This is a genomic window from Marinobacter changyiensis, from assembly GCF_009193265.1.
GTDB classification, from domain to species: Bacteria; Pseudomonadota; Gammaproteobacteria; order Pseudomonadales; family Oleiphilaceae; genus Marinobacter; species Marinobacter changyiensis.
On record NZ_VZZZ01000002.1, the window covers coordinates 65921 to 78473 of the forward strand.

Sequence of the window (12553 nt, forward strand, 5' to 3'; positions counted from 1 at the left end):
CGTATCGGCTCTAGATGCATTTGAAGTAGTCGAAGGGCTCGAGGCATTCCTTGCAACGATAAAGGGCTTTGCAGGCGGTGGATCCGAATTCGCTGACCCGCTCGGTGTCCTTGCTGCCGCAATGGGGGCAGGCAATGACTTCCGGTGCGCCGAGCAGGCTCATCTTGCTGGAGCTGCCCTCCGGCGGTGCGATTCCGAAGGCCCGAAGCTTCGCTTTGCCTTCGCCTGTGATCCAGTCGGTGGTCCAGGCAGGGATCAGCACCTGGTTGATTTTCGGATCCCGGAAGCCCGCTGCTCGGAGGGCCTCGGTAATCAGCTCCTCAATCAACTCGGTGGCCGGGCAGCCGGAGTAGGTCGGGGTTACGTCAACGGACAATTCAATTCCGTCCCAGCGTACGGCACGGATAATGCCAAGCTCCACGACACTGACTGCCGGCACTTCAGGATCTTTCACCTCATCGAGCAGTGCCCAGATGTCGACCTCTGTCAGCAGATCGGGGCGGGCGTTGGCCGGCACCCGATCGCTGGCGATCAGGATATCGACGGCTGACCGGCTGTCTGAATCACCAAGTTGTGGCATCGGGATAGGCCCTTTGCAGAAACTGCATTTCCGCCAGAATGAAACCGAGATGTTCGGTGTGCTCGCCGTGCTTGCCGCCCATGTACATCCAGGCGTCGTCTGGACCCGGTGTCAGCGTGGCCTGGGTGAGCACCTCATTGACCATGCCGCGCCAGTCGTTGGCGAGCTGGTCGGGATCCGGGCCAATGCCGGCCTCGGCCAGGACACGATCGGTGTCGTCCGGGGTGATCAGTTCGCCGGTGAAGCGCCAGAGAATATCCACCGCCTCCTGCATGCGTTGGTGGCTCTCTTCCGTGCCATCCCCCAGGCGCTTGACCCACTCGGAGGACCGGCGCAGGTGATAGGTGGCCTCTTTGACCGCCTTGGCGGCGATCCCGGCAATGCGCTCATCGCTGGATTCGGTCAGGCTCTTGAGTGTGAAGTAGTGCCACACGTCAAAGAAGAACTGCCGACCCATGGTGACCGCGTAATCCTCATTGGGCTGCTCGGTGAGCAGCAGGTTGCGGTAATTATGGGCATCCCGGCGGAACGCCAGCTTGTCCGCATCCCGGCCATCATCAATCTGCTCGGCTGCATACTGGTACCAGTTGCGGGCCTGGCCGACCAGGTCGAGGGCAACGTTCATCAGTGCCATTTCTTCCTCAACTGCCGGAGCCTTGCCGCACAATTCGCACAGCCGCTGGCTCAGGATCAGGTCGGAATCTGCCAGGCGCAGCAGGTATTCCTTTAATGCTTCTGTTTGTGTCATGGAGCCGCTCCTTACATGTGTCCGACTTCATCGGGCAGCTCGTAAAAAGAAGCGTGCCGATAAACCTTGTCTTCCGACGGGTCGAAAAGTACTTCTTTCTCGTCGGATGCGGAGGCCGTGATGGTGTCAGAGGGCACAACCCAGATGCTCACGCCCTCGTTACGGCGGGTGTACAGGTCGCGGGCGTTTTCCATGGCCATCTCGGCATCGGCGGCGTGCACGCTGCCCACGTGCTTGTGGTTCAGACCGTGCTTGGACCGCACAAAGACTTCGTAAAGGCGCCATTCAGACATAGTGTATTGCTCCGGTATCAGGCGGCTTGTGCGCGCTGTTTTTGTTTTTTGGCATAGGCGACGGCTGCTTCGCGGACCCATGCACCCTCATCGATTGCTTTCTTGCGAGTGTTGATGCGCTCGCGGTTGCAAGGGCCATTACCCTTGAGTACATCGTAGAATTCCTGCCAGTTGATCTCACCGAAATCGTAATGGCCGGTTTCTTCATTCCATTTCAGGTCCGGATCCGGCACCGTGCATCCGAGGAATTCAAGCTGCGGAATCGTCTGGTCAATGAACATCTGGCGCAGTTCATCGTTGCTCTTGCGCTTGATCTTCCAGGCCATGGACTGCTGTGAGTTCGGGGACTCGTCATCGTGCGGGCCGAACATCATCAGAGCCGGCCACCAGATACGGTTGATGGCGTCCTGCACCATGGCTTTCTGCTCGTCGGTGCCTTCACGCATCATGTCCAGCAGGATCTGGTAACCCTGGCGCTGGTGGAAGCTCTCCTCCTTACAGATGCGGACCATGGCGCGGGAATAGGGACCATAGGAGGTGCGCTGCAGCACAACCTGGTTGACGATGGCGGCGCCATCTACCAGCCAGCCAACGGCACCCATATCGGCCCAGTTCAAGGTCGGGTAGTTAAAGATGCTGGAATATTTGGCTTTGCCCTGATGCAGCTTCTCAATTTCTTCATCGCGGTCTGCGCCAAGGGTTTCCATGGCACTGTAGAGATACAGGCCATGGCCTGCCTCGTCCTGAATCTTGGCCATCAGCTGAAGCTTGCGCTTGAGCGTAGGTGCCCGGGTCACCCAGTTACCTTCCGGCAGCATACCGACCACTTCCGAGTGGGCATGCTGGGAAATCTGGCGAACCAGAGTCTTGCGGTAGCCTTCAGGCATCCAGTTCTTGGGTTCAATTTTGATTTCGGCGTCGACCTTTTCCTGAAACTCGCGCTCTTCAGGCGACATCTCATCTCTGGTCTTCAGGCGCTTGGCGCCGGTTTCAACGAGCTGGGCGTACATAAAATACCTCCGGGTCGGGCTTGTTGTTCTGCTGTCCGTGAACTGTGATGCCCTTGTGAATAACTGAAGGGCCATTAACTTTATATTATATGATACTGAATAAATATCAAGAAATGCCTTTATGTGTCATGTTTATATTTAAAAGGTATTAGAGAGCATTTATAGCTATGATTTATATGGAAAAACATGTGATACGTAATGAAATTCTATTGAGGTTAGCGCCGAGAAAGTAAATTTAAATCGGTGTTCCCGGGAAAAACGTGGTCTGGCAGTCGGGGAGGAAGGCAGGCAGCGGCGAGCCTCCGACCGCGAAGGTGAGCCGGCTCCCCGCCCAACCTGTCAGGAAGCGTCAGGTGTTGCGGCGGTCAAACACGCGCTTGGCCTTGCCTTCGGAGCGGGCAAGGCGGTTGGTTTCCACCACCTCGACACGGGTGCTGATGCCGATGTAGGACTTGACGTGGTGAGCCAGTTCCTTGGCGGTCCTGGCCCGCACGTCATCGCCGGAAATGCCGGGTTTGAATTCAACCCGTATATCCACACAGTCCAGGTTGCCTTCCTTATAAACCTCGATCTCGTAATGCGGAGCCAGCGCCTCACATTTCAGCACCTGTTCTTCGATCTGGCTCGGGAACACGTTCACGCCACGGATAATCAGCATGTCATCACTGCGGCCGGTAATCTTGTCGATCCGGCGCATAGGCCTGGCAGTACCCGGCAGCAGGCGGGTGAGATCCCGGGTGCGATAACGCAGGATCGGCAGGGCAACCTTGGTCAGTGAGGTGAAGACCAGCTCGCCGTATTCCCCGTCAGGCAGCACTTCACCGGTTTCCGGGTTGATGATTTCCGGATAGAAATGGTCTTCCCAGATGGTGGGGCCATCCTTGGTTTCAATGCATTCCATGCCAACGCCTGGGCCCATGACCTCGGACAGGCCGTAGATGTCCAGAGCCTGGATGCCGAGCCGTTCCTCAATTTCAGCGCGCATGGCATTGGTCCAGGGCTCTGCCCCGAAAATACCCAGCCGCAGGGGCAGCTTGTGCGGATCAATGCCCTGGCGATCCATCTCGTCGGCAATGTTCAGCATGTAGGACGGTGTCACCATGATGATGTCGGGCTCGAAATCCTTGATCAGCTGAACCTGTTTCTCGGTCTGGCCGCCGGACATGGGGATGACGGTACAGCCCAGACGCTCGGCGCCGTAGTGCGCGCCCAGGCCACCGGTGAACAGGCCGTAGCCATAGGCAACATGCACCTTGTCACCGGCATGGCCGCCCCCGGCACGAATGGAGCGGGCGACCACGTCTGCCCAGGTGTTGATGTCTCCCTGGGTGTAGCCGACTACCGTCGGTTTGCCAGTTGTTCCACTGGAGGCGTGCACCCGGACAACGTCTGACATCGGCGTGGCAAACATGCCGAACGGGTAGTTATCGCGCAGGTCCGCCTTGGTGGTAAACGGTACCCTGGACAGGTCCTCCAGGGCGTTGATGTCCATCGGTTTGAGACCGACATCATCAAAAGCCTTCCGGTAGAACGGCACATTGGTGTAGGCATGAATCAGGCTCCAGCGCAGGCGCTGAAGCTGCTCATGCCGGAGTTCGTCGATGCTGGCGGACTCCATCCGGTCGAGTTTGCCAATTTTCTGCAGTGGTTGGCTCATATTTCTGTCCTGCGTTGTTCTTGTAAGGTAATGGTCTGAGTTCTGGTTCGGGCGGTGGTGGCGTCAGGCCACCGACTCCGTCCGTTCAATGATGATGGCAATGCCCTGGCCAACGCCGATGCACATGGTGCAGAGGGCGTAACGGGCTTGCTGGCCCGCCGAGTGACGGCGCTCAAGTTCGTAAAGCGCTGTTGTCACCAACCGGGCACCGCTCATGCCGAGCGGGTGTCCAAGGGCTATACCGCCACCGTTCGGGTTCACATGCTCCGCATCGTCCGGCAGGCCGAGATCCCGGGTGACGGCGAGGGCCTGCGCGGCGAAGGCTTCGTTCAGTTCAATCACGTCCATATCGGCCAGCTCAAGGCCCGCTGTTGCCAGCACCTTGCGGGTTGCCGGGGCGGGCCCGAAGCCCATGATCCGCGGCGCAACGCCGGCGGTTGCCATGGCAACTACCCGGGCGCGGGGCTTGAGGTTGTATTGTTTGAGTGCCTCGGCTCCGGCCAACAGCAGGGCGCAGGCGCCGTCGTTGACACCGGAAGCGTTGCCCGCAGTCACGGTGCCGTTTTCGCGGAATGGCGTCGGCAGCTTGGCCAACTGTTCGATGCTGGTTTCCCGGGGATGTTCATCGGTGTCCACCACCAGAGGATCCTGCTTGCGGCGGGGGATGGTTACCGGGGTGATTTCAGCCGCCAGTCGTCCAGCCTTCTGGGCTGCAGCAGTTCGCTGCTGACTGCGCAGGGCAAAAGCGTCCTGGTCTTCCCGGGAAATGCCAAAATCGGCCGCAACGTTCTCTGCGGTCTCGGGCATCGAATCAATCCCGTATTGCTTCTTCAGCACCGGGTTTACAAAACGCCAACCGATGGTGGTGTCGAAGATTTCCGCCTTCCGGCTGAACGCAGAATCCGCCTTGCCCATCACAAACGGGGCCCTGGACATGGATTCCACGCCGCCGGCGATCATCAGTTTGGCCTCACCGGTACGGATGGCTCTTGCGGCGCTGCCGACAGCATCCATACCGGAACCGCACAGGCGGTTGATGGTGCTGCCCGGCACGTCAACCGGCAGGCCTGCCAGCAGCAAGGACATGCGGGCAACATCACGGTTGTCTTCACCGGCCTGGTTGGCGCAGCCATAGAGCACGTCGTCGATCTTTGACCAGTCCAGGTCCGGGTGGCGCTCGGTCAGGGCCTTGATGGGGATGGCACCGAGGTCGTCCGCACGCACTGCCGAAAGGGCACCGCCGTAACGACCGATGGGGGTACGAATGGCATCGACGATGTAGGCGTCTTTGAGAAGATTGTCCGCGCTCATGAATATTCCTCCGAATTGCGTACGGTGCCGCGAACCTCAAAGGAGCGGCCCCGGAACAGGGCAACCGTGCGGTCGTCCTGATTGGTTAATGTGATGTCGTAAACGCCGGTACGACTACCCCGGGACTGCTCCTCAGCGGTGGCGGTCAGCCGGTCACCCTCTTTGGCACCGGACATGAAATCAATGCTGCAGCCGGAGGCGACGGTGGCCCGGTCATAGCTGTTGCAGGCGAAAGCAAAGGCGGAATCGGCCAGAGTGAACAGATAGCCTCCATGGCAGGAGCCGTGGCCCTGAATCATCTCGCCGGTAACGGTCATGGTGAGAACGGCTTTGCCGGGGGCGACGGATTCAATGTTCATGCCCAGGTTCTGGCTGGCCCGGTCCCGGGCAAACATGGCTTTCGCACATTCCTCGGCGAGTGTTTGCGGATCTATCTCGCTCATGAATAAAGTCCCTTTGGTGCGTATGCATTTTCCGTATCCGCGATGGAAGTCTGGGAGTCTGGTACGGGCATGGTTTATTTCCCCTTGAACGCTGGCGTGCGTTTTTCCATGAAGGCGGCGACGCCTTCGCGGTAGTCTTCAGTCTGCCCGGCGGCACGCTGAAGGTCCCTTTCAAGGTCGATCTGTTCTTCAAATGTGTTGTTGGCGCTGGCATGCAGTGCGCGCTTGATCAGGGCCAGACCCTTGGTGGGCTGGGTGGCGAAATGCCGGGCCAGCTTCATGGTTTCTTCCATGAGCTGCTCGTTATCCACGCAGCGCCAGATCATGCCCCAGCTTTCCGCCTGTTCGGCACTGATCTTGTCGCCCAGCAGGGCCATCCCTTTGGCCCGGGCCATGCCGGCCACACGGGGCAAGGTCCAGGTGCCGCCGGAATCGGGCACCAGGCCCAGTTTGCAGAATGCCTGAACGAAGCTGGCGGAACGTGCTGCGAGCGTGATGTCGCAGGCCAGGGCAATGTTGGCGCCGGCGCCGGCTGCCACCCCGTTAACGGCGCAGACAACCGGCATGGGCAGATCCCGCAGGCTCCGCATCAGCGGGTTGTAATAGTTCTCCAGGGAGGCACCCAGGTCTGGCGCTGCCTGATCCGGGGATACGCTGCGGTCAGAAAGATCCTGCCCTGCGCAAAAACCCCGGCCAGAGCCGGTAATGACCAGTACACGGACAGAGTCATCCTTGCGCACAGTGCTGATGGCATCACGGGTGCGTTCGTGCATTTCGACATTGAAACTGTTCAGGCTGTCCGGACGATTCAGGGTTAGCAGAGCCACACCCTGATCGATTTCAAGAAGAATGCTCGGCTGAGTCATGACGGTATTGTCCTGTTGTTTGTATTTGAATATAGCTGAAAGGCGTCTTGGACCCGGTACGGCGTTATCGATTGCGAAAAATGAGTATATCTAACAATTGATACCCGTCAAGGACTGTGGGCGTCATTTTTTGTATCACTTCCATCCCGGGTGCTGGGCTCCGGTTTCTATCTGTCTGAAAATTATTGATAATCTTGTTTGTGTGTTGTCAGAATTCCGAATCTGGCCAGAATTTGGATAGCTTTAACGGCTTTTCGGGCATGATTAATCTTCCTGAATACGATAATGTGATACAGAAAATGGATCACAATAACTTTTCGGATCCCGTGTGTTTAGCCTTGCCAAGGTCCGACCCCGTTCCGGTGCCCGTTTGCTCAGGAGAGCGTTATGCCCAGTTACAGTATAGAAGGCGTTGTCCCCGTTGTTCACCCGTCCGCTTATGTTCATCCGACAGCTGTGCTGATCGGTGATGTCTGGATTGGTGCGGATTGCTATGTGGGGCCAGCAGCTTCCCTGCGTGGTGATTTCGGTCGAATTGTACTTAAGGAGGGCTCCAATATTCAGGATACCTGTGTTATGCATGCCTTCCCGGGCATGGATACGGTGATTGAGAAGAATGGCCATGTAGGGCATGGCGCAATCCTTCACGGTTGTATTATCGGAGAGGACGCTCTGGTGGGCATGAACGCAGTGGTCATGGATGAGGCCGTTATTGCACCCCGTTCCATTGTCGGCGCCGGGGCCTTGGTGAAAGCCGGTTTTAAGTGCGAGCCTGCGTCATTGATTGTGGGTACGCCGGCAAAGGTGCTACGTCCGCTGAACGATACCGAGATAGCATGGAAAGCGAAGGGGACGGAAGAGTACCAGAGACTGACCCGTCGCTCCCTTGCCAGCCTGGAGGAGTGCCAACCGTTGGAGGCGGCGGAGTCTGATCGCCCCAGGGTTGATGCCGGCAGTTACCAGCCCAAGCATCAGAGTGAATAGAGGCAAGAGCCCGGGCCGAGCGTAGTCAAAGACTCTGTCAGGCCGCCGCCTCCGATTTCAGTGCATCGTTGATAATGCGGGCAAAGTCTTCCGGCGAATCCTCTTGCAGGAAGTGCCCGCCCCGCAGAGTGATGTGGGGCTGGCCATGGGCTCCGGGGATGCGTCTTTGCATATAGCGGTCACCCCCGCGGGTAATGGGGTCGCCGCTGCTAAAACAGGTGATGAAGGGTTTTTTCCAGTTTTCCAGTACTTGCCAGGCAGCCCGATTGGCAAGGCTGGCAGGATCATCTGGCGACACCGGTACCAGCTTGGGGAATGCCCGGGCACCCGCTTTGAAATCCGCTGAGGGAAACGGCGCTTCATAGGCGGCCCTTTCAGGCCTGGTCAGGGTTCTGCCGGTACCCAGTTGCACGATCCGGCTGATAGGAAACCAGGGGCTATAGGTAGCGAAGGCTTTCCACAGAGTGAACGCTGCCGGTACCGGGGTTTCGCCCGTAGGCAACATGCCATTAGCGACGATGATGCATTGAAATCGTTCCGGATGTTCGGCGGCCAGCCGCAGGCCAAGTAACGACCCCCAGTTCTGACAAACCAGCGTGATGTTGGTGAGATTGAGCCGTGTCAGCCACTCCGTCAGCCATGTCATGTGGCGTTCATAGCTGTAGTCGCTGACGTCTGCCGGTTTATCGGATTTGCCAAAGCCGACCAGGTCTGGTGCCAGCACCCGATGGCCGGCCTCTGCTACGCGGGGAATCATATGGCGGTAAAGATAAGACCACGATGGCTCCCCGTGAAGCATCATTACGGGATCGCTTTGGGGCGGACCTTCGTCAACATAGTGCATCCGGAGTTCCTGTTGAACTTCCAGGTAATTGGGTTTAAAAGGGTAGTCTGCCAAACCCGCGAAACGGGTGTCTTCGGTTCTCAGAATACGCATGCCATCGACTGTCCTGACTGATCGGTGCGCAGCCACTCGTGGGCTAGATCAGACAGCATAAAGCAGATGGAGAAAAGGTGTGTTTGGTTTCGGTAACAGTGCGTAGGCCTATTGCTTCCAGCAGATTCAGGATGCGTTCCGAGTAGTCGGTCCCGGCCATGGCAGCGTCGTCGACTCATAAAACCTCCGTTATTTTCACTGTACCGGCAGCTTGTGACGGTGGAGGGCCATTGAAACCGCGACGATACGGTACCCGGTGCTTCAGACTCCAGGCGCAGTCAGTCTTCCAGGCCGGGCCGGGGTCGGCGGTTTGAGCGTTTGTCCTCCCAGTCAAGATCCTGCGGGTCGTACCAGCCCAATGCCCGGAAAACATTGGCCCGGGTGGTGCTCGAGAGCGTTTGCCAAAGCGCAGTGAAATCTTCCAGCCCCTGGTCTCGCTGGCGTTGGTGACGACTTTGCAGGCGCGCAATGATCCTGGGCAGCTGAAGTGCTTCCCCGAGCTGCCCCGGAACAATGACTTCCTGGCCCAGAATCTTTTTGCGGTGGGTCCGGCTTGCCAGTATTTTCTTCAATGACAGCGCTGTCTCCAATGCTGTCTCGATCGTAAACGTCTGGATGTCCAATGAGGTTGACCTGTGCTGCTGTTTCAGCGGTCCTGAGCTTTTTCAGGGTACCGTTTCCCACTATACAATGACCGTGGTCAGAGTGGCCACGGGTGTCATGGTAGGGTATAACATGCGCCTTTGGTCATGCGTTGAATGGACGGATCCTGACTATGTACGAAGATCTTGAAAGGCGGTCTTTTCTCGCCATGCTGGTGCTGGTGTCACTGGCCTTTATTTTTCTGATGATGCCTTTTTTCGGTCCCATTTTCTGGGCGGTCGCCATCGCCCTGATTTTCCATCCGGTTCAGCACTGGCTGAAGCGGAAAATCGGGGATCGGCCCAACAGTATTGCGTTATTGACACTGATGATTTGCATGATCATCGTGGTAATTCCCGTGATCGTGCTGGTGTCCTCGCTGATTGCGGAAGGTATGGGGCTTTACCAACAAATCCAGGACGGCGAAATCCGGCCGGGCGAATACATTGACCAGGTTAATAATTCATTCCCTGCGATTGAGGCTTTTCTCGCCCAGTTCAATATAGAGTTTGAAGGCTTGCGGGATCGGGCAGCCAGTGCGTTTGTTGGTGGCAGCCAATTCATGGCAAGGCAGGCGCTGGGTGTGGGCCAGAATGCCTTTCAGTTCTTTCTCGGCTTGGGGCTGATGATTTACCTGGCCTTTTTTCTGCTTCGGGACGGCAACAAACTGGTGGATTTGTTGATTCGTGCGCTGCCGCTGGGGGATGAGCGGGAGCGTCTTCTGTTTGCAAAGTTCGCAGAGGTCACCCGTGCAACTGTTAAAGGCAACCTGCTGATCGCCATAATCCAGGGTGCTTTAGGCGGTTTTATCTTCTGGGTTCTTGGTATCAATGCTGCGCTGCTATGGGGTGTGGTAATGGCTATTGTCTCTCTGCTGCCGGCAATTGGCGCAGCGATTGTCTGGGTCCCGGCTGCGATCTACCTGGCCGCCGTCGGAGATGTGGCTTCTGCTCTGGTACTGACCGCGTTCGGGGTGATTGTGATTGGCCTGGCAGACAACGTCTTGCGGCCGATATTTGTGGGCCGCGACACCAAATTGCCGGATTACATCGTATTGCTGTCAACCCTGGGTGGCATCGTCATGTTCGGGATCAACGGCTTTGTGATGGGGCCGCTGGTGGCTGCCCTGTTCATGGCTTTCTGGGGTATTTTTATTCGAGAGTTCAGTCAAACCGACGTACCGTCTGTTACACCCGACGCTGTTGAGCAACATAAAGACAACAAAGAGGCCTGAGCCCCTTACGCTTCCCTGTAGTATGCTGATGTGTAGCGTGAATGTTCTGGTTTGAATGGCCGCTTCACGACGATAAAAATAACGCTATACAGGAGAGCATTATGATTTCCGGAATCTGGAGAAGCCACAAGCTGGCGATGGTCATGACCGGTATTGTGTTGAGCGCAGGCGCTGCTCATGTCTCAGCCAACGAAACGGTTGCCCTTAAAAACGCGCTTTACGGTGCCGGATATCAGATTAAGAACGTCAATGCGCCCATGGATGCGGCCACGAGATCTGCGCTGGAAGCGTTCCAAAATGATCATCCGGATCTTCAGGCTACTGGTGAGTTGAATGCAGACACCAAGAAAGCCCTGGGTTTGGTGACGGTTAAGTTTGCGGCCTCTCAGGCGCCGGCTACCCGAACCGCCAGTGCGGATGCCGCTCAGGCGCCCCGGGCAAAGTTGGCTGAAACCCAGACAGAAGATGAGATTGAGGAAGACGATGACGGTGGTTGGTCATTTTTTAATTAATTTTCGGTTTTACCGCAGTTTCTCGAGATCCCGAACTGCACCTTCATCGGCGCTGGTCGCCAGCAAAGCATAAGCCTTAAGTGCTGCTGACACCTTGCGCGGACGTGCCTCAAGGGGCTGCCACCACGCCGGCGTCGGGCTGCGCATGATATTCCAGGTCTCCAGGGCCTCTGCCAAGGTGTTGCTATGGACCGTTGGCAGGCTGGTATCGATCAGCCCCGCACGGTCAAGCTCCCCGAGAATGCCCATGATACCGCCGGCCCGGTGAACATCTTCCATGTGATATTTGGGTGAGCGGCTGCCAGCAAATGCAGAATGGTATTGATGGAGCCGCCCATGGCGACATCCAGCGCCATCGCGTTCTCAAAAGAAGTCATGGATGCGATGCTCAGTGGCAATACACTGGCGTCATCCTGTTCGTAATACCGCTTTGCATTCTCCACAATCTGACGGCCGGCCTTCAGGAGCAGTGGTTCGCGATCTGCATGGGTTTGCCAAAAATCTTCTTCCTTCATGCCGGTGGCGCGCCATAGAGAATGGGCTCCGGCCATATTGCGGCCAGCGGTGGAAGTCCGCGAGCGGTATTGAGGCATGGTGGTTACCCCTGTTGTTATCTGGCCAATAAAGCCGTGAGGGTGCCAGATTAATTTATTCGCGAATGGTTGTTTTGACGCACCGCAGTTACACTTGGTTGCATTATACGAAGAACCTGCGCAGCACTGACTCCGGAGTCCTGATTAAGGTGACTGAATCCTTTATGCATGTACCTTTGTTTCCATTGAACTCGATCGTTTTGCCACGGGGACGAATTCCTCTCCAGCTCTTTGAGCCGCGCTATATAGACATGTTGACCCGCTGCCTGAAGGAAGATCGGGGCTTTGTCGTGGTGTTGCTCCGTGAAGGGCTGGAAACCGGCACCATGGCAGCGTTTTACGATATCGGTACCTATGTACGGATTATTGATTTTCAGCAGTTGGATAATGGCTTACTGGGTATTACAGTTGAAGGTCAGTCCAAGGTGTCGGTGATCAAAGCCTGGAAGGCTCCCGATGGTCTCAACCTGGGGGATGTCGAATGTCTGATAGACGAAGCCGAGGTTGATGTTCCCGACGAGTACTCGGAATTACCGGTTGTTCTGCGGGCGTTGTTGAAGCATCCCGTGGTCAATGATCTGGACATGGACGTTATCTTTGATGACGCCCGGGACGTAGGCTGGCGCCTGACCGAGTTGTTGCCTCTGGACAAGCAGGAAAAGCAGCGATTAGTGGAACTCCAGGATCCTATTGAACGCCTGGAACGGCTGCACGCCTTGCTGGAAGCCCTGGAATAATCAGCC

At 57.0% G+C, this 12553-nt stretch carries 14 protein-coding genes and 1 pseudogene; 4 read left to right on the top strand and 11 right to left on the bottom strand.

Features of this window, described 5'->3' with window-relative positions; translation table 11 throughout:
• Positions 1-10 precede the first annotated feature (10 nt).
• The 8 genes from paaD to paaG all read right to left on the bottom strand — a co-directional run bounded on the left by paaD (position 11) and on the right by paaG (position 6908).
• Positions 11-580 carry a 1,2-phenylacetyl-CoA epoxidase subunit PaaD gene (paaD, locus tag F6Y09_RS06145; RefSeq protein ID WP_152206063.1) on the bottom strand — a complete coding sequence of 190 codons (570 nt, stop codon included), beginning with the start codon at positions 578-580 and terminating at the stop codon, positions 11-13.
• A complete protein-coding gene (paaC, locus tag F6Y09_RS06150; protein ID WP_152206064.1) occupies positions 564-1328 on the bottom strand; it encodes a 1,2-phenylacetyl-CoA epoxidase subunit PaaC in 765 nt (254 codons plus the stop codon). The genes paaD and paaC overlap by 17 nt, the downstream gene beginning before the upstream one ends.
• Before the next feature lie 11 nt (positions 1329-1339).
• On the bottom strand, positions 1340-1621 hold the full coding sequence (gene paaB / locus F6Y09_RS06155; protein WP_152206065.1) for a 1,2-phenylacetyl-CoA epoxidase subunit PaaB: 282 nt from the start codon (positions 1619-1621) through the stop codon (positions 1340-1342).
• A gap of 17 nt (positions 1622-1638) precedes the next feature.
• Positions 1639-2631, bottom strand: a complete 993-nt coding sequence (gene paaA / locus F6Y09_RS06160) for a 1,2-phenylacetyl-CoA epoxidase subunit PaaA (protein ID WP_152206066.1) — start codon at positions 2629-2631, stop codon at positions 1639-1641.
• Positions 2632-2980: 349 nt separating this feature from the next.
• On the bottom strand, positions 2981-4288 hold the full coding sequence (gene paaK, locus F6Y09_RS06165) for a phenylacetate--CoA ligase PaaK (RefSeq protein ID WP_152206067.1): 1308 nt from the start codon (positions 4286-4288) through the stop codon (positions 2981-2983).
• A gap of 63 nt (positions 4289-4351) precedes the next feature.
• Positions 4352-5599, bottom strand: a complete 1248-nt coding sequence (gene pcaF, locus F6Y09_RS06170; RefSeq protein ID WP_152206068.1) for a 3-oxoadipyl-CoA thiolase — start codon at positions 5597-5599, stop codon at positions 4352-4354.
• Entirely contained in the window at positions 5596-6042 is a 447-nt protein-coding gene (paaI, locus tag F6Y09_RS06175; protein WP_152206069.1) for a hydroxyphenylacetyl-CoA thioesterase PaaI, read from the bottom strand. Before paaI ends, pcaF begins: the two co-directional genes overlap by 4 nt.
• A gap of 74 nt (positions 6043-6116) precedes the next feature.
• Positions 6117-6908: a 2-(1,2-epoxy-1,2-dihydrophenyl)acetyl-CoA isomerase PaaG gene (gene paaG, locus F6Y09_RS06180; RefSeq protein WP_152206070.1), complete on the bottom strand. Its 792-nt coding sequence runs from the start codon at positions 6906-6908 to the stop codon at positions 6117-6119.
• 387 nt (positions 6909-7295) lie between these two features.
• On the opposite strand from paaG, the gene F6Y09_RS06185 reads away from it, so the two are divergent.
• Entirely contained in the window at positions 7296-7892 is a 597-nt protein-coding gene (locus F6Y09_RS06185; protein WP_152206071.1) for a phenylacetic acid degradation protein PaaY, read from the top strand.
• 37 nt (positions 7893-7929) lie between these two features.
• Here F6Y09_RS06185 and F6Y09_RS06190 read toward each other — a convergent pair whose 3' ends face one another.
• Together F6Y09_RS06190 and F6Y09_RS06195 are read right to left on the bottom strand one after the other, a co-directional pair.
• The gene (locus F6Y09_RS06190) at positions 7930-8829 is read right to left on the bottom strand and encodes a haloalkane dehalogenase (RefSeq protein ID WP_152206072.1); all 900 of its coding nucleotides are present in this window, start codon (positions 8827-8829) and stop codon (positions 7930-7932) included.
• 278 nt (positions 8830-9107) lie between these two features.
• Positions 9108-9452 (bottom strand): hypothetical protein, encoded by a 345-nt coding sequence (locus F6Y09_RS06195; protein WP_152206073.1) that lies wholly within the window; start codon positions 9450-9452, stop codon positions 9108-9110.
• 152 nt (positions 9453-9604) lie between these two features.
• Between F6Y09_RS06195 and F6Y09_RS06200 the strand changes: the two genes are divergently transcribed.
• Both F6Y09_RS06200 and F6Y09_RS06205 read left to right on the top strand, forming a co-directional pair.
• Complete coding sequence (locus tag F6Y09_RS06200; protein ID WP_152206074.1) at positions 9605-10705, top strand: AI-2E family transporter; 1101 nt, start codon at positions 9605-9607, stop codon at positions 10703-10705.
• 101 nt (positions 10706-10806) lie between these two features.
• Entirely contained in the window at positions 10807-11217 is a 411-nt protein-coding gene (locus tag F6Y09_RS06205) for a peptidoglycan-binding domain-containing protein (RefSeq protein ID WP_179959357.1), read from the top strand.
• Positions 11218-11343: 126 nt separating this feature from the next.
• Here the strand turns inward: F6Y09_RS06205 and F6Y09_RS06210 are convergent.
• A pseudogene (locus F6Y09_RS06210) lies at positions 11344-11708 on the bottom strand (dihydroxy-acid dehydratase domain-containing protein); the annotation flags it as partial.
• A 266-nt stretch (positions 11709-11974) separates the two neighbouring features.
• Here F6Y09_RS06210 and F6Y09_RS06215 point away from each other — a divergent pair.
• Positions 11975-12547 (top strand): LON peptidase substrate-binding domain-containing protein, encoded by a 573-nt coding sequence (locus tag F6Y09_RS06215; protein WP_152206513.1) that lies wholly within the window; start codon positions 11975-11977, stop codon positions 12545-12547.
• Positions 12548-12553 lie beyond the last annotated feature (6 nt).